Origin of the sequence: Marinobacter caseinilyticus (genome assembly GCF_011074955.1) — a bacterium.
GTDB lineage: Bacteria > Pseudomonadota > Gammaproteobacteria > Pseudomonadales > Oleiphilaceae > Marinobacter > Marinobacter caseinilyticus.
This window is the reverse complement of the sequence record NZ_WUQJ01000031.1, coordinates 36,785-56,401: the sequence shown is the minus strand read 5'-3', so window position 1 is coordinate 56,401 and position 19,617 is coordinate 36,785. Positions and strand designations below refer to the sequence as shown.

Annotated in this window: 17 protein-coding genes; 11 read left to right on the top strand and 6 right to left on the bottom strand. The window is 54.5% G+C overall.

What is annotated here, in order from left to right; all coding sequences use genetic code 11:
• Positions 1–20: 20 nt before the first annotated feature.
• The 3 genes from GRX64_RS15460 (at position 21) to GRX64_RS15450 (ending at position 3,263) form a co-directional block, all read left to right on the top strand.
• Positions 21–1,187 (top strand): lipase family protein, encoded by a 1,167-nt coding sequence (locus GRX64_RS15460; RefSeq protein ID WP_166268645.1) that lies wholly within the window; start codon positions 21–23, stop codon positions 1,185–1,187.
• Between the two features lie 212 nt (positions 1,188–1,399).
• Positions 1,400–1,696 (top strand): hypothetical protein, encoded by a 297-nt coding sequence (locus tag GRX64_RS15455; RefSeq protein ID WP_166268644.1) that lies wholly within the window; start codon positions 1,400–1,402, stop codon positions 1,694–1,696.
• An 817-nt stretch (positions 1,697–2,513) separates the two neighbouring features.
• A complete protein-coding gene (locus GRX64_RS15450; protein ID WP_166268643.1) occupies positions 2,514–3,263 on the top strand; it encodes a VC0807 family protein in 750 nt (249 codons plus the stop codon).
• A 69-nt stretch (positions 3,264–3,332) separates the two neighbouring features.
• Here the strand turns inward: GRX64_RS15450 and gyrB are convergent, their stop codons facing one another.
• The 5 genes from gyrB to dnaA all read right to left on the bottom strand — a co-directional run bounded on the left by gyrB (position 3,333) and on the right by dnaA (position 11,409).
• Entirely contained in the window at positions 3,333–5,744 is a 2,412-nt protein-coding gene (gyrB, locus tag GRX64_RS15445) for a DNA topoisomerase (ATP-hydrolyzing) subunit B (protein WP_166268642.1), read from the bottom strand.
• A gap of 24 nt (positions 5,745–5,768) precedes the next feature.
• Positions 5,769–6,926: a DNA replication/repair protein RecF gene (gene recF, locus GRX64_RS15440; RefSeq protein WP_166268641.1), complete on the bottom strand. Its 1,158-nt coding sequence runs from the start codon at positions 6,924–6,926 to the stop codon at positions 5,769–5,771.
• A 275-nt stretch (positions 6,927–7,201) separates the two neighbouring features.
• Positions 7,202–8,473, bottom strand: coding sequence for an ABC1 kinase family protein (locus tag GRX64_RS15435; RefSeq protein WP_166268640.1), 1,272 nt, complete (start codon positions 8,471–8,473; stop codon positions 7,202–7,204).
• Between the two features lie 280 nt (positions 8,474–8,753).
• A complete protein-coding gene (dnaN, locus tag GRX64_RS15430; protein WP_166268639.1) occupies positions 8,754–9,857 on the bottom strand; it encodes a DNA polymerase III subunit beta in 1,104 nt (367 codons plus the stop codon).
• A 106-nt stretch (positions 9,858–9,963) separates the two neighbouring features.
• Entirely contained in the window at positions 9,964–11,409 is a 1,446-nt protein-coding gene (gene dnaA / locus GRX64_RS15425) for a chromosomal replication initiator protein DnaA (protein WP_166268638.1), read from the bottom strand.
• Between the two features lie 647 nt (positions 11,410–12,056).
• On the opposite strand from dnaA, the gene rpmH reads away from it, so the two are divergent.
• From rpmH to GRX64_RS15395, 6 genes are all read left to right on the top strand, one after another.
• Entirely contained in the window at positions 12,057–12,191 is a 135-nt protein-coding gene (gene rpmH, locus GRX64_RS15420) for a 50S ribosomal protein L34 (RefSeq protein ID WP_008172542.1), read from the top strand.
• 16 nt (positions 12,192–12,207) lie between these two features.
• The gene (gene rnpA, locus GRX64_RS15415) at positions 12,208–12,612 is read left to right on the top strand and encodes a ribonuclease P protein component (RefSeq protein ID WP_166268637.1); all 405 of its coding nucleotides are present in this window, start codon (positions 12,208–12,210) and stop codon (positions 12,610–12,612) included.
• Positions 12,612–12,905: a membrane protein insertion efficiency factor YidD gene (gene yidD, locus GRX64_RS15410; protein ID WP_166268636.1), complete on the top strand. Its 294-nt coding sequence runs from the start codon at positions 12,612–12,614 to the stop codon at positions 12,903–12,905. The genes rnpA and yidD overlap by 1 nt, the downstream gene beginning before the upstream one ends.
• 4 nt (positions 12,906–12,909) lie before the next feature.
• Positions 12,910–14,622, top strand: a complete 1,713-nt coding sequence (gene yidC, locus GRX64_RS15405; RefSeq protein ID WP_166268635.1) for a membrane protein insertase YidC — start codon at positions 12,910–12,912, stop codon at positions 14,620–14,622.
• Positions 14,623–14,701: 79 nt separating this feature from the next.
• Entirely contained in the window at positions 14,702–16,072 is a 1,371-nt protein-coding gene (gene mnmE, locus GRX64_RS15400; protein ID WP_166268634.1) for a tRNA uridine-5-carboxymethylaminomethyl(34) synthesis GTPase MnmE, read from the top strand.
• 320 nt (positions 16,073–16,392) lie between these two features.
• A complete protein-coding gene (locus GRX64_RS15395; protein ID WP_166268633.1) occupies positions 16,393–17,139 on the top strand; it encodes a substrate-binding periplasmic protein in 747 nt (248 codons plus the stop codon).
• Between the two features lie 56 nt (positions 17,140–17,195).
• Here the strand turns inward: GRX64_RS15395 and GRX64_RS19650 are convergent, their stop codons facing one another.
• Complete coding sequence (locus GRX64_RS19650) at positions 17,196–17,513, bottom strand: acyl-CoA dehydrogenase C-terminal domain-containing protein (protein ID WP_235937709.1); 318 nt, start codon at positions 17,511–17,513, stop codon at positions 17,196–17,198.
• 436 nt (positions 17,514–17,949) lie between these two features.
• On the opposite strand from GRX64_RS19650, the gene GRX64_RS15385 reads away from it, so the two are divergent.
• Both GRX64_RS15385 and GRX64_RS15380 read left to right on the top strand, forming a co-directional pair.
• On the top strand, positions 17,950–18,462 hold the full coding sequence (locus tag GRX64_RS15385) for a DUF3833 domain-containing protein (RefSeq protein ID WP_427901668.1): 513 nt from the start codon (positions 17,950–17,952) through the stop codon (positions 18,460–18,462).
• Between the two features lie 60 nt (positions 18,463–18,522).
• Positions 18,523–19,617 carry an efflux RND transporter periplasmic adaptor subunit gene (locus GRX64_RS15380; protein ID WP_166268631.1) on the top strand — a complete coding sequence of 365 codons (1,095 nt, stop codon included), beginning with the start codon at positions 18,523–18,525 and terminating at the stop codon, positions 19,615–19,617.

Genomic DNA, 19,617 nt, shown 5'->3' with positions numbered 1-19,617 from the left:
AAATGTAAAAGGATTTACTGATGTTAGCAATATCACCAAGGCTGGCTTCGGAACTGGCTGAAATTGTCTATGGCGTGATGCAACCCGGTGCCACCGGAACCTACAAGCTGACTCAAAGCCCCGAGTTAGATAAACATTTCAGCTTCGATCTTTCGAAAGGGCCCATAAACGGTTCATCGGGTGGTTTTTTGGGTCTATATCGAAAAACCTCAGGATTTGCTGTAATTGGTCACGGCAAAGGTCCGTTTCAAAATCACCATGTGATCACGATGCGGGGTACGAAATCACTGCATGATGGCCTTACGGATTTGAATGTCGGATTCTCTGTGGCTCACAATCGTTCTGCCGTGCACGCGGGATTCAATCAAACGTTCCAAAGCATGCAGCCCATCATAGAAAAACAACTTTCGCCAACTTTGAAAAGCACCGGCATCGTTCACTGTGTTGGCCACAGTCTTGGCGGCGCCCTGGCGTCACTCACTGCCGACTGGGTTAAGGCGCGCTATCGGTGCCCTGTTAATCTCTATACCTTTGGCTCTCCACGAGTAGGATTAGACGGTTTTGCCACTAAAACGACTTTTGGAATCGACAATATATATCGTTGTACCCATGGCGCTGACCCAGTCCCAAAAGTACCACTTTGGCCATTTACTCATGCGCCGAACAGTGGGGCTGGAGAATTTCGTCTCGATAGCGGGCTAGGTATCAGTGTGGCGGCTCACGGAATGGGTGAAAGTGCTCATCCGGGATATCGCAATACCGCCAAAGGCCAAGAGTGGAGCAACCTGCGCCGAAGTTCGGCGGAATTTCTCAATCAACCAGTGAGGCTGAAATACGAAAACCGTTTTCAGGCGTCGTTTTCCGGGCAATGGGCTGACCGTATCAATGCTGCGCTGATTACGTTGCTAAAGGACGCAGGATACTATCAAGCTGTCGTTACTCAGGCGGCCATCAGCACAACCCTAACGTTCTACGATATGGTCTCGCAAACTTTGCAGGAGGTCGCCAAATCATCACTTCGATTCGCTCGACAAACCGCAGGACTACTCGGCCACATGCTGGTATTTGCAGGCCATGCAATGGTCGCGGTCTCAGAACTTACCTATCAATTCATCAGGTGGGTATTCGACAAAACCTTGGGGTCTCTCTATCGCTCTGTCAACCAGGCGCTGAATAACCTGCAGTAGATTGATTGAAGTTGCGGTTAAAACCCTAAAAAGGGTAATCATGGAAAGCCAAGGGCTGAGAGTTGCAGGGGATGATGGGCTTCAACTCCGGGCTCGTCCCGGCTCGACCAAAAAATGGCCGTATCGGCGTCAGCATATTCAAACACCAAGCCGTGGCCACCCGGAACCCGCCCACATAAAAGTAGCCCGTTGTTAACCATCAAGCAGTGGGCATGCACCTCGAAACCGAAGCCATGGAGCGTTTCGCTGGGCCTGTGGTGAATAACATCGTTAGAAAAGAAGGCGTCAATTATGTTCTGACGATGGCGGCACTGCTGGTGGATCGGGTCACTCTGCTGGTCGCGCATTGCCTGGTGCGACGCCACACGGATCATTCTGCTGTAATAATCACCACGTTCTCAATGTTGTCAGCACTCAGATTGAACAGATACGTACCACAACCACACGGAATTTTAATTGCTGCGGCAGAATGGCGACCCTTGCCTAACGGCTATAGATTCCTTGCGTAAGGCTTATTGCAACCATGCTCACGCGTCCTATCTTTCACTAACAAACATAGATATCAGCCCACAGACCCGGCTCGTTAAGATGCATCTGGTAGGGGGGTTGGCAACATTGTGTCTATTTTACCAGTAGTAACAATTCCAAAGGGCTAATTTTAGCCAAACTCTAATGAATTCAAGCAATGTACTGTAAGTGATCGATTACTAGTTAGATAACGGACACGGTGAGTGTTATCTGCTGTGGTTATCAGAGCGGTCAGCTAACGATCGCTTCCCAGTGCCATAGTGATGGGAAGACTTACTCCCTTTTATGCCGCACGCGCTGTCGCTCCTCTCCCTACCCCCACAGAACCACCGGAGCGGCTTTCCCATGGCGCTCTGGTCAGAGGGCTAACGCCTGACACCGGTTGCGGCGGCAGTGTCAACCTGACGTTTGATTGCCGGGGCGGCCAAGGCCGGGCTCAGACGGCCACAGTAGCTGTGTCACCGGCAACCGGCCACCATTCAGCAATTAACACTTGGCGCCCACTCGGTTATGGACCCTCCGGATGGGCAGGGCAACGCTGGGACGCCGCATCTGGCTGCGCCCCAACCGGCAACGGGCCGGGCAAACCGGCAGTCGGACATTATTTAGCAACGGTTGCGGGTGTCCCAAGGTATCGGTAACGACGCCTGCCTCGGCCCAGCGACCACTTACCGCCGGCTGAGCCGCAGATCACAGACGTCACCCGAGGGACTGCGCGAATGCGTTGATTCGTCGTATACTGACGCCTATCGTTCACCGTCCGAAATAACCGCCATCGGACCCACTGTAGGCAATCCTATGAATTCCGGTTCTACCGCACATGCGACCCACAAACCCCGTCCGTGGGTCGACCTGCTGATCAGTATCGTCATCCCTTCTGTCATTCTGATGAAGCTCAGTGGCGATGGATTCCTTGGCGCCACCGGCGCGCTGATCATCGGTTTGGCGTTTCCATTGGGCTGGGGCCTGTTTGAATTGATCCGATACCGGAAAAAGAACTTTATTGCGGTACTCGGGGTAATCAGTGTCGGACTGACCGGTGGTATAGGCTTGCTGGAGCTGGACGCCCAATGGCTGGCCATCAAGGAAGCGGCCGTGCCGGCGCTGATCGGCATTGCGGTATTGGTGTCGACCCGCACGCAATACCCATTGGTGCGCACCCTGCTTTACAACCCGACCATTTTGGATGTGAAAAAGATTCAACGGACCCTGGAGGAGAGGGGCACTGTGGACGTTTTCGAAGCGCGACTGTTGAACGCCAGTTACTTCTTTAGCGGCACTTTCTTTTTCTCAGCGGTGATGAACTACGTGCTGGCGAAATGGATCGTCACCAGCACTTCCGGGAGCTCGGCGTTCAACGAAGAACTGGGACGCATGACTCTGGTGAGTTATCCGATGATTGCGATCCCATCCATGATCATGATGTTCGCCATTTTCTATTACCTGTGGCGCTCCATACGGCGCCTGACCGGATTTACCCTGGAAGAGGTGCTCTCGGAACAGGTCGCATCGCGGTCTGCCAAGCAACAGGACGAACCTTCCAAGTAAACGTTTTCAAGTGATTGATAGATAAGAAAAAGGCGGCCAAAAGGCCGCCTTTTTTTCGCCGTACCAACGCTAGATATCCAGGTTCGTTACCTGCAGTGCGTTGGTTTGGATGAATTTACGTCGTGGTTCTACATCGTCGCCCATCAGCGTCGTGAAGATCTGGTCCGCGGCAAAGGCATCCTCAATGGTCACCTTCATCATGCGACGGGTCTCCGGGTCCATGGTGGTATCCCACAACTGGTCCGGGTTCATCTCGCCCAGCCCCTTATAACGCTGAATGTTCAAGCCGCGTGATGCCTCTTTCATTAACCAGCCGAGGGCACCCTCAAACGACAGTGCGGTCTGCTTGCGCTCGCCCCGTTGAATGAAGGCACCGTCTTCGACCAAGCCATCGAGAGTTTCGCCCATTCGCGCAATGGCGGCGTAGGATGACGATTCAAAGAAATCGTGGCTGAAGACGTGCGTGTGAGGAATGCCGTGCACGTAGATCACGACTTTAGGCAGGTACAGGTTGCGCTCCGTGTCTTTTTCCACCGAAAACGTGTACTTGGTGCCGGTGCGGGTATCCAGATCCAGACCTTCCCCAAGCCGTGCCACCCAACGTGCAACGATTTCCTCACTGACCAGGTCTTCGCGCTTCAGCGTGACGTTGTCCAGCATCTGTTCCAACACTTTAGCCGGGTAGGCACGGGAAAGCCGATCGATCATCGCCATCACCGCCTGGTAATCCTTCACCATGGTTTCCAATGCCGAATCTTTGATCGCCGGGGCGTCCGGGTTGACATAAAACTGAGCACCTTCCAATGCGGTCTGGGTCAGGTACGCTTCTTTGGCCTTCTCGTCCTTCAGGTATTCCTCCTGCTTGCCACGCTTAACCTTATATAGGGGCGGCATGGCGATAAAAACATGACCACGTTCGATGATTTCCCGCATTTGACGGAACAAAAAGGTTAACAGCAGAGTCCGGATGTGAGAACCGTCTACATCGGCATCGGTCATGATGATGATGGAGTGGTATCGGAGCTTATCCGGGTTGAACTCTTCCCGGCCAATGCCACAGCCCAAAGCGGTGATCAACGTACCGACCTCGACCGAAGACAGCATTTTGTCGAAACGTGCTTTTTCAACGTTCAGGATCTTACCCTTGAGCGGCAGGATCGCCTGCGTCTTGCGATCACGGCCCTGTTTGGCGCTGCCACCGGCAGAATCACCCTCCACTATGAACAGTTCGGACAGGGCAGGATCTTTCTCCTGGCAATCGGCCAGCTTGCCGGGCAGGCCGGCAATATCCAACGCGCCCTTACGGCGGGTCATATCGCGGGCCCGGCGCGCAGCCTCACGGGCACGGGCAGCGTCAATCATCTTGTTGACGATGAGCCTGGCTTCGCTGGGCTGCTCCTGCAGAAACGCAGAGAAGGCTTGATACAACTCTTGCTCAACCGCTGTCTTCACCTCAGACGACACCAGCTTGTCTTTGGTCTGTGAGGAGAACTTCGGATCGGGTACTTTCACGCTGACGATGGCCGTCAGACCTTCCCGTGCATCGTCGCCGGAAGTGCTGACCTTAGCTTTCTTGCCCAGCCCCTCCTGTTCGATGTAATTGTTGAGTGAGCGGGTCAGCGCCGCGCGGAAGCCCGCCAGGTGTGTGCCGCCATCCCGCTGGGGAATGTTGTTGGTGAAACAGTAGAGATTTTCCTGGAACGCATCGTTCCACTGCATGGCTACTTCAACCGACGTGCCATCTTCCCGGTCTTTATTGAAATGGAACACCCGGTTGATCGGAGTCTTATTAGTGTTCAGGTGTTCAACAAACGCCCGCAAACCGCCCTCGTATTCGAAGATTTCCTGTTTGCCTGAACGTTCGTCCTGCAAACGAATACGAACGCCGCTGTTCAAGAAAGCGAGCTCACGAAGGCGTTTCGCCAGTATGTCGTAGTGGAATTCAATGTGGGTAAAGGTTTCAGGCGACGGAATGAAATGCACGTCGGTACCGCTGCGATCGGTTTCACCCACGGTATGAAGCGAGCTGTCCGGAACACCGTGGGTATAGGTCTGTTCGTATACCTTGCCCTCACGCCGGATGGTCAATTTCAGTTTGGCAGACAATGCGTTGACCACCGATACACCCACACCGTGCAGCCCACCAGAGACCTTGTAGCTGTTGTCGTCAAACTTACCACCAGCGTGCAACACGGTCATGATTACTTCAGCCGCTGAGATGCCTTCTTCGTGCAGATCGACCGGGATGCCGCGGCCATTGTCCCTCACCGTGACGGACTCATCAGGATGAATTACCACGCCTATTTCGGAGCAGTGGCCGGCCAGCGCCTCATCGATGGAGTTATCTACCAATTCGAACACCATGTGGTGCAGGCCGGTGCCGTCGTCGGTATCACCGATATACATGCCTGGCCGTTTGCGAACTGCATCGAGACCTTTAAGGACTTTGATACTGGAGGAGTTGTAACTCGACGTTGTCATTCGGACGCTCCTAAGGCGCTGGTCTTATTCTTCCGTTAATCCGCCATGTTCCACGTGGAACATTTTGAAATCGGGCATAGTGTCTCGCCACAAGCTCTGTGGCTCTGGTCGTTCAATGGAGGTAATGAATACCTGACACTTCAACAACCGTAATTTTTCTGCAAGCGTCGCGCGATGCTCCGCATCCAGTTCTGCATTAATGTCATCAAGCAGAAACGTCACTTGTTTCCCTAGACTGTTCAACACCATTCCCTGGGCAATTTTCATCAGGATCACCAGGGTCTTTTGTTGACCGCGGGAAAAGGTTTCCGCTACCGGCCGTCCTTGGAACCGCAGCCGGATGTCCGCTCGATTGGGGCCATACAATGTATGACCCATTTTCAGTTCCTGATCCCGATGCTGAAGCAGGACATCCGCCAGCGGTTGGCTAGTATCCCAACCGGGGTAAAAGTCCAACTTCATGCCTACCGCCCATGGGGCCTGTACTTCGTTGAGCAAGGCGTCAAAGGCGTCTTTAAACATTCCAAAGGCCGTTGTTCGAGCCTCATTCACCTGGGTTGCCAAGGTAACATATTGGCCATCCCAGACCCGCATCAGGGAATCGTCTAGTCTACCATTTCTGAGGGTTTGATTCCGCTGTGATGTGACTCTTTGACACTGTTGCCAGTGGGATGCGAACGAGGGTTCCACGTGGAACACGGCCCAGTCTAAAAACTGTCTGCGTTTGCCGGGGCCACCGGCAACAATGTCAAACACGCCCGGGTCAATGACCGATACCGGAAAGTGTTTCGCCAGTGCCGACAGACTCCGCACCGGCTCACCATCCACCTTCAGGAATGTTTCCTTGCTCACGATGTCCCTCGCAAACCCCAGGCGATGGGCAAAGGACGTGGCACGAAGCGGCTCGCCGCCTACGCTGTCACTGCCAGTGGCGGGTCGGTGATCCCTCAAGCCGTGGTCAAGTCCGCCAAACACCGTCAGACGATTGCTCTGGTGTTTGCACACCGCTTGGTGACGACCCACACGAAATGATCGTCCCAGCCCCAAATAACCGATGGCTTCCAAGAAACTGGTTTTGCCACTGCCATTTTCACCGTAGAGCAAATTCATGGAGGGGGAAAACACGACCGGCGCACCGTTCAGATTACGGAAATTTTCCGTTTGCAGCTTCACTAGCGCCATAGAAAAGGACTGTCCAAATAACACCGGAGGATAAAAAAACAGCGCCTGACTCGAACCTGGGCCGGTTCAGTGCAAGGCGCTGTTCCATTTTACAAAACCTGTCCGGTGAAGGCGAACACCGTTGGCGTTCTGTTTCCTAACCACCGAGAGACAGTAATCGCCACTGTTATAGGGTTAGCATTTTTAACCCGTACTTTGATGTAGCTTGATCGCCTGGTTGGTTGGCTGTCGGCAACGGGTCAATGGGCACGGGCTTAGAAGAAATACCGGGCGACTTAATGAAGCATGGTCAGACGCTTATCCATGAACACATCCATCTCCGGTGCCAGAATGTGGACGTAGCGGTCAAAGTACAGAAATTGCTTAAGCAACAGCGCGAATTCCCTTGGGAAGTGTAAACCGTGACCTTCACCAATTTTAACCATGTCCATCAGGATGTTGTTCACTTCGTCTTCCGTCTGATCCGGCTGATAGGGTGTCGCATCCGGCACCATTCGATCCATCTGCTGGTACAGACGTCGCAGGTCGGCGGCAAGGGCGTTCACATTCACGGTGTCATGGGTAATGCCAATACGAATCATGGCATCGGCCATGCCCTCAAAATGCCCCACCATCACAGAGGAAATAAAGTCCGAGACTGCCTGCCAGGTATCCGGCTTGATCCGGCCAACGATGCCAAAATCAATGAACCCGACACGGCCATCGGTTAAAACCATCAGATTTCCGGCGTGCACGTCCGCGTGGAAAAATTCACACTGGGTCAAGCTGGCAAACCAGGTGTTCATGGCAGTGATGAGGGTTCGCTCGGGATCTCTGGCGTAGCCCCGAATACTGTCCATGTCCGTCAGTGGCACGCCGTAAAAACGCTCCATGGTCAGAATGCGCCGGGTACTGGACTGTTCGTAGACTTTCGGAACCGTGGCGTCCTCGTTGTGGGTATCGTGTAAAAACTCCCGGAATACCTTCAGATTGTTGGCTTCCTTGATGAAATCACATTCTTCCATCATGGTGCGCTGAATTTCTTCCACAATTCCGGACAGCGACGTCCAGGACAGCTTCGGTGCCAGTGTTTCGAGAATTTTTGCCGAAACGTAAAGAAAATTCAGATCGGTGAGAAGGATATTCTCGACCCCGGGTTTTTGCACTTTGATCACCACATCTTCACCGGTCACCAAACGGGCCGCATGAACCTGGGCAATGGAGGCGGACGCAAGTGGCACCGGATCAATATCGGCAAACACTTCGGGAATCGGTCGGTCAAGTTCGTTCCGGATGATTTTTTTTATCACGCTGAAGGGCAGGCTAGGGGTGCGGTCGAGACAATACTGGAATTCTTCCACGTAGTCCTTGGGAAAGAACGTCGGTGAGCTCGCAATAAACTGGCCCAACTTAATGTAGGTGGCCCCCAAAGACTCAAACGTCTGCCGCAGCAATTGCGGTGCCGGTGGTCGGTGGCCCCGAAGCCACATCAACCCCGTACGCCCCAGAACAGACGCCGTCTGGCCAATCCTTAATGCCCCTTTGACACTGTTGATAACCGCGCTCATACACTCTCCACCTTATAAACAATGGCCCTGATCAGCCAGCTATCCTTAACCTCTGACCGTACCCGGACTCCGGTCCGAACAATGGCCTGGTTCATCCACGCGACCGACCGTCGAATCCTTTCTTAGCAGATAAGCTTACTTACCTGACCAACACCCGTTGCCGTTAGGCCTCTTTAGGCGGTGCCTTTATCGATCAGGCTGACCGTCTTATGGTCGTGCTGTTCACCTATTAATAGTGCTTCCCCAACCACAAGCTCGGCTCTAGCCAACCCACAAGTTGCTACAGACGCATCGGCATGACCACATACAAGCAACTGGTGTCATTGGGCGATTCGATGAGCGCACTGCTGTTAGGATTGGCCAGGGTAATTTTCACCTGATCATCATCCAGAGCGTTCAACACATCCACCAGGTAGCCTACATTGAAACCAATCTGAAGGGATTCGCCCTGATAGTCGACCGGTAGCGCATCTTCGGCCTGCTCCTGATCGGGGTTGTTGGCAAATATTTGCAGTTCCCCAGACGCCAGGTTCAGGCGCACGCCACGGATATTTTCGTGAGACAGAATACCCGCTCGCTGCAAGGTGTTCTTTAATGTACTGCGATCGGCCAGCACGGTTTTATCGCCACCCCGGGGAATGACCCGGTTATAGTCCGGGAATTTGCCTTCAATCAGTTTCGAGGTAAACGTATAGGACCCGACTGTCGCACGCAGATGGTTGTCACCAATCACCAGGGTAACCGGTGTCTGCACGTCGTCCAGTAGGCGTGCCAACTCCAGCACACCCTTACGCGGCACAATCACTTGCCGGGGTTCCGCACAGCCGGTGGCCATATCAATATGAGCCATCGCCAACCGGTGACCGTCTGTCGCCACCGTTCGGACATGTTCTTTGTCCACTTCCAGCAACAGCCCGTTAAGGTAATAACGAACGTCCTGCTGAGCCATGGCAAACGCCGTGGCGTCGAGCATCTTGCCCAGTTCGCCCTGAGGCAACTCCAGCCGGAAACTTTCCGGCTCGTCTTCGACATTGGGGAAATGTTCGGCCGGCAGCGTCGACAGCGTGAAATGGCTGGCGCCACAGCGCAGATGCAAACGATCACCTTCAAGCGACAACTCGATCGGTGACTCATCCCCCAACGCCCGACAAATGTCAGACAGCTTCCGCGCCGGTACTGTAATGCGCCCGGGTTGATCAATATGCACCGGGGTAACCCGGCCAATCAATTCAACTTCCATATTGGTGCCGGTCAGCGTCAGGGTATTACCCTCGGCGACCACCAATACGTTCGACAGGACCGGCATGGTCTGCTTGCGTTCGACCACCCCTGCGATGGATTGCAATGGCGTTAATAGCGATTCTCGGCTGATCGTCAGTTTCATGGCACTCAGCATTCTTATAAGTGGGTTGAACGGTTCACGTGTATTGCTTACGGCCTATTCTAGTCAGGCCGGACGACAAAACCCATCCCGCCTGCTCGTTTTAGAATCAAGTCGTCAATAAACGCATAAAATTCTGGTAGTCCTCACGGATGTTGGGATCCGTCCCCTGCAACTCGACCACTTTTTTGCAGGCGTGTAAAACAGTGGTGTGGTCCCGTCCGCCAAAGGCGTCGCCTATTTCCGGCAGGCTGTGGTTCGTCAGTTCCTTGGACAACGACATAGCGACTTGTCGCGGCCTGGTGATGTTTCTGGTTCGACGCTTGGACAACAGGTCGGCGACCTTGATCTTGTAGTACTCCGCCACCGTTCGCTGAATGTTGTCGATACTGACCTGCTTCTCATGCAACGCCAACAGGTCTTTAAGACTTTCACGAATGAATGGAGGGGTGATTTCTGAGCCGGTGAAGTGAGCATTCGCTATCACCAGACGCAGCGCGCCTTCAAGCTCTCGAACGTTTGACCGTATCTTTTGCGCAATGAAAAACGCTGCTTCGCTGCTCAAACGAACATTCACCTGTTCGGCTTTCTTCATCAATATTGCCACCCGGGTTTCCAGTTCAGGCGGCTCCACCATGATGGTGAGCCCCCAGCCGAAACGGGACTTCAGACGCTCCTCCATGTCGACAATTTCTTTCGGAAACCGGTCGCAGGTGACGATAACCTGCTGCCCCCCCTCCAACAGCGCATTGAAGGTATGGAAAAACTCCTCCTGTGAACGCTCCTTTCGCGCAAAGAACTGGATGTCGTCAATCAACAGCGCATCCACAGACCGGTAATATCGTTTGAATTCCGTGATTGCGTTCAGTTGCAGGGCCTTGACCATGTCGGCGACAAACCGTTCCGAACGCAGATACGCCACTTTCGCCCGTGGATTCCGTCTGACGATGTCATTCCCGATGGCGTGCATCAGGTGAGTCTTACCCAGGCCCACGCCACCGTATAAAAACAGAGGGTTGTAGGCGCCGCCGGGATTTTCGGCTACTTGCATCGAGGCTGCCCGCGCCAATTGGTTGGATTTGCCTTCCACAAAAGTGTCAAAGGTAAATCCTTCATTCAGGAAGCTCTGATGCTTGATATCGCCTTCGACCTGAACCGGCCGTCGGCCGGTACGAGCCATCTGACCGCCGGGTCTTTCCGCGACTGTGGCCGCTATTCCGCGTTCTTCTTCATTCGCCACTCCGGGATCGTCGCGAAATTGCGGCTTTATCGGGGGACCATCAGACACATTGACCAGTTTGCCAGCCTTTGGCGCTGACCCCACCGTCATGTTGACACGCGGAGCCTGTCCCCCTTCCAGATCTTTCAGAACCTCCTCAATTCGCCGAAGGTATTTCTCATTCACCCAATCCATGACAAATCGGTTCGGCGCAAACAGCATAAGCTGGCCTTCGCGATGATCCGACTGAAGTGGCCGCAACCAGGTATTAAACTGTTGGGCAGGGAACTCGTCCCGGAGTACTTCAAGACATTGATGCCAAATACGCTGCGGCACGACAGTCTGCCTCCGATGCTGGGGGAAATCCTACGATTCAACGAATCCGGAATCTCAGTGTTAAAGATGACCCAGAATTCTACCCCCAGGCCCCCTTAAGTGAAAGCCCTAAACGAAAGTAATGAACAGCCTGTGGAAAGTATTAGTATTATTTTTCAATTTCTTACAAACTTACCTACAGGCTTGTGTACAGATAAATGATCAAAAAAAGTTACCCACAGTGTGATGTTGGCAACCACCCTCCAAACCTGTTCACAACCGGTGTATGCAACCATGAATAACTTCCCCGTCGCCGCCCTGACGAACTTACCCACAAACCATTAGACGCTTACCCACAGTGCTCACGATGGTTGGTCAACCGCCTTGTCATTGCTTCAACCTTATGACTTTGTTGAATAAATAACGCTTACCCACAGAAATTGCCTTGTCTAATAACAGTAGTAGTTAAAAGAACTAAAAGAATTAAAAACACCTATTAAATTAATAATAGGTTGCCGATTTGCCCCTCCACACCGCTTCCCATAATTCCTCTGGTAATACCCATTGAATTCATCGGCCACATTGACTAGAATGCCGCACCTGTTTTGACTGTTCATTTTGCAGCCAACGACTGAATGTATTTAACTTCGTAATGTGAGAGCCTCACCATGAAAAGAACGTTTCAACCCAGCGTACTGAAGCGTAAGCGCGTTCACGGTTTTCGCGCTCGTATGGCAACTGCCAACGGCCGTAAAGTAATTTCCCGTCGTCGTGCCAAAGGCCGTGCGCGTCTGTCAGCGTAAGTCGTAAAGCGACCGCATGGGGACTTATGTTTTTCCGAGATCATCGCGATTACTGACACCTCGGGATTACAGCGAAGTCTTCGGTAACGTACAGATCCGAGTACCGCACAAGCATTTTCTGATCCTGGCAGCACCCAATACCCTTGGGCATGCCAGGGTTGGGCTTGTGTTTTCCAAGAAAAACCTGAAGCACGCGGTTCAACGTAACCGAGTCAAACGCCTGGTGCGGGAGACATTCCGACACCGAACCGATCTACCTGCGATCGATATCGTGGTATTAGGCAGGCAAGGTTTGGCATCCGTGGAAAACGATGCGCTTCACCGAATGTTGAATGACCTCTGGGAACGTCTAATACGGAAATCAGCTCGGCCCAGCCCAATTTCGGACACCTCAACCGCCGTTGGTAAAGGAGCGGGTTAATGCGCAAATGGTTGCTCCTGCCTATCCGCTGCTACCAGTACGCCATCAGTCCGCTAATGGCCAGTCATTGCCGCCATTACCCAACGTGTTCCGCGTATGCCATTGACGCCATTGAAACCCATGGCGCGGTATATGGGCTGATACTTGCCATCAAGCGATTATTGCGGTGTCATCCCTGGTCCGAAGGCGGGTATGATCCTGTCCCGGCGAGTTCAACATCAAACCGTACCCCCACAGATGGTTGTTGCCAGCAGGCTCGCAGCTCTTCACACCCTAACCAGACGACGCACTGAGTTTATGGACATTCAACGAATCGTATTATTTGCAGGCCTGGCGGTTGTCAGTTATATGATGGTGTTGGCCTGGAATGAAGACTATCACCAGCCCCAAACCACCCCGGTCGTTCAGCAAAGCCCATCGGATTTTGGTGAAAGCAGCAACAACATTGCCACGCCGACCAACAACGGGTCCGCTTCGGCAAATAACGCCGGCGACGAGTTTTCCACACCCGAACAGGATTCCGGCGACAGCCTTGAATCGTCAGGTGACGTCGCTTCCGTCAGCGACAAACTCATCACTGTAAAAACCGATGTTCTTGAACTCAAAATTGATCGAGTCGGCGGCAACATCGTCGAAGCGGCGATGATCAATTACGATGATTCCCTGAACAGCAAGGCGTCCTTGAAGCTGCTGCAGAATTCCCGGTCCCGGGTGTACATGCTGGAAAGCGGGCTCATCGGTAAGAACGGTTTTGACAGTCGCCGCAATGGTCCCACCCCGGAGTATCAGGTCGGGGCATCAACCTACGAACTCCAGGACACGGACCAAACCCTTACCATCAATCTCACTTACACCAGCGAATCCGGTGTCGAAGTGACGAAGCAGTATGAACTGGCCCGCAATAGCTACGAGATCGAAGTTCGTTACCTGATCAACAACCAGTCGTCCGAGACCTGGCAGGGTAACCTGACCGGCAAGATCATTCGTGACAAAAGCCCCGATCCCACGGCACAAAACAGCATGGGGATTAAATCGTTTCTCGGCCTCGTTATCAGCACGCCGGAAGACCCCTATGAGAAATTCGATTTCGGCGACCTGGAAGAAACGCCCATCAAGAAAACCGTCACCGACGGGTGGTTGGCGTTTCTTCAGCATTACTTTCTGACCGCGTGGATCCCGCCCCAGGGCGAGACCCATCAGTTTCAGACCAGTCAGCGAAACAACCTGTACGTAATGGGCTTTGTCAGCCCTGCCACAGTGGTCGAACCCGGTCAGACGGGCGAGGCCCATGCCAAGGCCTACGTGGGACCGAAAATCATTGATCGCCTGGAAACCGTCGCCCCCAATCTGGACCGCACGGTCGATTTTGGTTTCTTGTTCTTCATCGCATTGCCATTGTTCATCATCCTGGACTGGTTCCACAGCCTGTTAGGTAACTGGGGTGTCGCGATCATCCTGTTGACTGTTCTGGTTAAGGGCGTCTTCTTCCACCTGTCCGCCACGAGCTACCGTTCCATGGCCCGAATGCGTGCGGTCGCGCCACAGTTGACCCGCTTGCGGGAACTTCATGGTGACGACAAGCAGCGCATGTCGCAGGAAATGATGGGGCTCTACAAACGGGAAAAAATCAATCCTCTGGGGGGTTGCCTGCCGATCCTGGTACAAATGCCAGTGTTCATAGCGCTGTACTGGGTACTCTTCGAAAGTGTCCAGCTCCGTCATGCCCCATTCATGTTGTGGATACACGACTTGTCAGTCATGGACCCGTATTTCATCCTGCCAATCCTGATGGGTACCAGCATGTTCATTCAGATGAGTCTGAATCCGACCCCGCCGGATCCCATGCAGGCAAAAGTGATGAAGATGATGCCGGTGATATTCACTGTTTTCTTCTTATGGTTCCCGGCAGGTCTGGTCCTGTACTGGCTGGTGAACAACATTCTGTCAATTTCCCAGCAGTGGTACATTACCCGCAAGATCGAAGCGGAAGCCGCTACTAAAAAATACTGAGTCGAAAAACACGACTTTGCATGAAGGGCTCCCACGTGGAGCCCTTTGTCGTTAACGCCTTTAAACGGTGACCGAGACCATGAGCCATCAAACCGACACCATTGCTGCCATCGCCACTGCCCCCGGACAGGCCGGCGTTGGGATTGTGCGGGTATCCGGTCCGTTGGCCTGTGAGATTGCGAAGACAATGCTGGGGTTCGAACCCCGGCCTCGTTACGCTCATTTCGGTCCGTTTTACGACCTGGACGGCACCACCATGGATGAGGGCATCGGGTTGCTGTTTCCGAACCCCCATTCGTTTACCGGTGAAGACGTGTTCGAACTTCAGGGCCATGGCGGCACCGTGATACTGGATTTGTTGCTTCGCACCGTCTGCGGTTTGGGGGCTCGTCTGGCCAGGCCGGGGGAATTCTCGGAACGCGCGTTTCTGAACGACAAACTGGATCTGGCCCAAGCGGAGGCCATTGCCGATCTGATTGAAAGCAGTTCGGAGCAGGCCGCCCGCTGTGCAGTGCGGTCCATGCAAGGCGTATTCTCGCGCCGCATCGACGACCTGGTGGAAGCGGTCACTCACTTACGGATTTATGTCGAAGCCGCCATCGATTTCCCCGAGGAAGAAATCGATTTTATCGCGGATGGCAAGGTCGCGACGGATCTTCAGGCTTTACTGAACCGCCTCGACGCCATTCTTGCCGAAGCCCAGCAAGGCACGATTCTGCGCGATGGAATGAAAGTCGTTATCGGTGGCAGGCCAAATGCCGGCAAATCCAGCCTGCTCAATGCCCTAGCCGGCCGAGAAGCCGCCATTGTGACGGCTATTGAGGGGACTACCCGTGACGTTTTGCGTGAACACATACACATTGATGGCATGCCTCTTCATGTTATCGATACCGCCGGTCTGCGGGAGAGTCTGGACGAAGTGGAGCAAATTGGTATTGCCCGTGCGTGGGACGAGATCCGCCAGGCCGATCGGATCCTGCTGATGGTGGATGCCACCACTACAGACAAAACCACACCCCTCGAAATTTGGCCTGACTTTATTGACCAGTTGCCGAAGACCGCGCCGGTGACGATTATTCGTAACAAGGTGGATCTGAATGGTGAGGCAGTCGGCATTACCGAACCGGGGCACGGGGCGGCACCGGTTGTCCGTTTGGCGGCCAAGTCGGCTGATGGTCTGGAGGTGTTGCGAGAGCACCTGAAACAATGCATGGGTTTTGCCAGCTCTACCGAAGGCGGATTTCTGGCCCGCCGTCGCCATCTGGACGCCTTGGAACGAGCTCGGGAGTCGCTGCTTCAGGGGCAGCGCCAGCTTGAAGGTTACGGGGCCGGAGAGTTGTTGGCCGAGGATCTTCGCGCCGCGCAGGACGCTCTGGGGGAGATCACCGGCCACCTTACCCCGGATGACCTTTTGGGCAAGATCTTCAGCAGTTTCTGCATTGGGAAGTGATGCCTGCAATCACTGCCATCGCAATGATGACAACCACTTCAACAATGCCAAGACCCCGACCAGTATCACACCGACGAAGGCTTGGCTGGCCAGTGCCCGGGGAGGACGCCCGCGGTTTTTATACCGGCATATAACGGACAGGCCTGGCTCAGTTTTGTGCACTATGTGCCGTGATTGCCGCACCTTATTAGGGCTTACAAATTCGAACAGTGAAGAATGCAAAACTTTGTCACAACCTGAGGTAGACTGAAAATCGATACTGATTGTCCTTATCTGCTACAGGTATTGGGCTAAGTCCCTTTTCATGGAGAGCCACTATTATGCGACGATTGCTCGCACTGATCCTGTTCGTTTCCAGTTTAGCGCCCCTGTCACTGGCTCAAGCCGCCGACAAACTGTACTTCTATACTGAGAACTTCCCGCCTTACAACATGAGCGCGACCGGCCGGGCGTTTGAGCATAAGGGTGACAGCATCGATGGCCTGTGCACCGATATGGTGAAGGCGATGATGCAGCACACCGAGCTGGATTACATCATCAAGCTGCGGAACTGGGACTACGGTTATAACCGTGTCCTTGACAAGAAAAACCATGGCATTTTCTGCACCACCTTCACCGAAAAGCGGTCGAGCCAGTTCAAATGGATCGGGCCACTCACCCAAAACCTCTGGACCATCTTTGCCCCCCCCGGCAGCACCGTGAAAATCGACAGCATCGAAGATGTCCGGGGCAAGAAAATCGGTGGCTACCGTAACGATGTCAAAACCGTTTTTTTGCAGGATATGGGCATTGAAGTGTCTGCACTCGACAGTGACGAACTGAACCCAAAACGACTGGCGCTTGGCCAGATCGATTTGTGGATCGCCGACCGCCTGGGTGGTTTTTACCTGGCGTCGCAGCAGGACGTCGAAGGCATGGTTCCGGCCTACTCGTTCAATGACACCGATCTGTACCTGGCGATGAACCCGTCGACCCCGGACGAGGTCATCAAAGAACTCAATGCGGCGCTTGAAAAAGTGAAGAAAACCGGCATGTTTGAAGCCATTGGCGATAAATACGGCCTGTAGACCGGCACGGTCACGTGGCGGTGGACGACACGCCAGTGTCGATCCCCCGCCAAGTTTCAGTCCATAGATGAAAACGGCTCAGGCGCCAACTGCATCGGCGTCCTGGTCGGGCCCAGCGTGCAGGTGGCGTGAGCCTGAGTCCCCGATAGCAGCCGTCCATTGTGAAATACCGCCGTCGCCAGTGTGGCCTGATAAAACTCGGCCGCTTCTGCATCTCCCCAATCCAGTTTGTTGACCGCGCCAGCGGCCATTCGCGCCCACATGCAAGCCATGGTGACGTAACCACCGAACATCCGGAAATCTCCGGCCGCAGGGTTTTTGTGGGCCAGCTGCCGGCGGGCGACGTTGGAACGGGTCCAGGTGAACTCCCGCACCGCACCTCTCGCACCCTCTGCACCCCCTGAATTATCATCAGAACCTTCCGACCGAGCAGGTCAAGGGCCTGCATGCCGGTAGCGCCCCGGTAAAGTGTGGCGATTCCGGTATCCCGGACAATCTGCTCCAGGCCATACTCGCGGATGAAGCCATGGCCATCGACAGCCTGCACAACCAGATGCGCCGTCTCGCAAGGGTGTCCTGTCAACCAGCTCCATTAAAACCACAGGCACGCCACTCAAGGAGGACAATAGCCTTCAATGACGTACGCGCGGCTGCCTGGCACGTGGTCCCCGAATGGGCCACGCAGGTCCATCGGCTGACGCATGCCGTACACCCTGACAACCTTGTTGAATTCGATCCGTGAGTGTAAAAATCATGCAAAGACAGCGTTTTGGCGTTTCGTTAATTCGTGTCGCCCGTATCCTTGGCAGTATGGGCGTGGTGTTGGTGCTGGCCGGTTGCGCCGGCTCTTCGCTGGACGACTATCAGGACCGTTCACCAACGTTGGTGCCTGAACAGTTTTTCAGCGGGGAACTATCGGCCCAAGGCATCGTCAAGGATATCTCTGGCGAAGTAATTCGAACCTTTGACGCCGATATCGTGGCAAGCTGGAATGATCAGGGCGTCGGCACACTCCGCGAACAATTCCGTTTTGACGACGGTGAAACACAATCCCGTATGTGGACCCTGACGCCCAACGAAGACGGTTATCGGGCCACCGCCGGGGATGTGGTGGAAGCCGGTCAGATGCGCTGGCAGGGCAACGCCATCCATATGAACTACGTGCTTCGGCTGGCCTATGGTGACGGGACTCTGGATGTGCGAATGGATGACTGGATGTACCTGGTGACGCCGGACACCCTGATCAACCAGACCACCATGAGCAAGTGGGGCATTGAGGTGGGGGAATTGGTCCTGGTGATTCAAAAGCGGAACAAACAGTAACGGACGCCCCAACGGTGTCCGCTGACGCAACACAAACGACGTTCACAACAGAGAGCGGGTATGGCAAAGCAATGGATTACCGCAATAGTCATTGTGTTCCTGGCCATCGGGGGGGCCGGTGCGTTCTGGTATTGGAGTACCGGGGCCGGGGACAAACCCGTCCGGGAAAAACGGGTCAGCAATGTCAATGTGGTGCAGCCCCAGATGCGGACTGTGCGGGATGTGGTGGCGGCCGTCGGAACCTTGCGCGCGCGCAACGCAGTGGCGCTCATCAGTGAAGTCAGCGGACGCATCGTGGCGCTGAATTTTGAGCCCGGAGATCCGGTGGCGAAAGACCAGCTACTGGTGCGCTTGGACGACCGCCAGGCGCGGGCCGATTTGCAGGTGGCGGAGGCCCAATACGCCGATGCCCGACGTCAGTATGACCGGGCCCGGAGTCTGCAGTCGAACAACAGCATCTCGCAATCCCAGGTCGATGCTTTGCGCACCGCGTTGGAGGTGGCCGATGCCCAGCGCCAGGCGGCCAGGACGCGGTTGGACAATCATCGGATCCATGCCCCCTTTGCGGGTGTCGTGGGCCTGGTGGACATCAGTGTCGGGGCCTACATCACCCTGGGCGAATCGATCACGACGCTGGATGCGGTTGACCCCATGGAACTGACGTTTTCAGTGCCGGAGCGTTACCTCGGTCAGATCAGCCAGGGACAAACCCTGACCGCCCGCACGGCGGCATTCCCGGATCTGGCCTTCCAGGGCACGCTGGCCGAACTGGGCACCCGAATCGATTCACTGAGCCGGGCCTTGCCGGTCAAGGCGCTGATTGATAACCGTGAGGGCAAATTGCGGCCCGGCCAGTTTATCTCGGTCAATCTCACCCTGCGTCAACGGCAGGCTTTGGTCATACCCGAACAGGCGGTATTGGTGCGTGGAACCAAGGCGTTTGTGTTTGTAGCTGTGGACGGCGAAGCCCGCCGGATGGAGGTGAGCCTGGGGGTTCGGGAGCCGGGTCAGGTCGAGGTCAGGACCGGCGTGGCACTGGACGATGCGGTGGTCATCACCGGTCAGGACCGTCTCAGCAGCGGCGACAGGGTCGCCATCGTTGACGACGCCGACGCACTGATCAGCAGCGGTGCCCCAACCGCTCAAGGCTGGTAA

Coding starts and splice junctions, on each gene's coding strand:
- GRX64_RS15460 (WP_166268645.1), top strand. CDS start 21: ATGTTAGCAATATCACCAAGGCTGGCTTCGGAACTGGCTGAAATTGTC.
- GRX64_RS15395 (WP_166268633.1), top strand. CDS start 16,393: ATGCGACGATTGCTCGCACTGATCCTGTTCGTTTCCAGTTTAGCGCCC.
- gyrB (WP_166268642.1), bottom strand. CDS start 5,744: ATGACAACGTCGAGTTACAACTCCTCCAGTATCAAAGTCCTTAAAGGT.
- mnmE (WP_166268634.1), top strand. CDS start 14,702: ATGAGCCATCAAACCGACACCATTGCTGCCATCGCCACTGCCCCCGGA.
- rnpA (WP_166268637.1), top strand. CDS start 12,208: ATGGGGACTTATGTTTTTCCGAGATCATCGCGATTACTGACACCTCGG.
- recF (WP_166268641.1), bottom strand. CDS start 6,926: ATGGCGCTAGTGAAGCTGCAAACGGAAAATTTCCGTAATCTGAACGGT.
- GRX64_RS15450 (WP_166268643.1), top strand. CDS start 2,514: ATGAATTCCGGTTCTACCGCACATGCGACCCACAAACCCCGTCCGTGG.
- yidC (WP_166268635.1), top strand. CDS start 12,910: ATGGACATTCAACGAATCGTATTATTTGCAGGCCTGGCGGTTGTCAGT.
- yidD (WP_166268636.1), top strand. CDS start 12,612: ATGCGCAAATGGTTGCTCCTGCCTATCCGCTGCTACCAGTACGCCATC.
- dnaN (WP_166268639.1), bottom strand. CDS start 9,857: ATGAAACTGACGATCAGCCGAGAATCGCTATTAACGCCATTGCAATCC.
- GRX64_RS15385 (WP_427901668.1), top strand. CDS start 17,950: ATGGGCGTGGTGTTGGTGCTGGCCGGTTGCGCCGGCTCTTCGCTGGAC.
- GRX64_RS15380 (WP_166268631.1), top strand. CDS start 18,523: ATGGCAAAGCAATGGATTACCGCAATAGTCATTGTGTTCCTGGCCATC.
- rpmH (WP_008172542.1), top strand. CDS start 12,057: ATGAAAAGAACGTTTCAACCCAGCGTACTGAAGCGTAAGCGCGTTCAC.
- GRX64_RS15455 (WP_166268644.1), top strand. CDS start 1,400: ATGCACCTCGAAACCGAAGCCATGGAGCGTTTCGCTGGGCCTGTGGTG.
- GRX64_RS15435 (WP_166268640.1), bottom strand. CDS start 8,473: ATGAGCGCGGTTATCAACAGTGTCAAAGGGGCATTAAGGATTGGCCAG.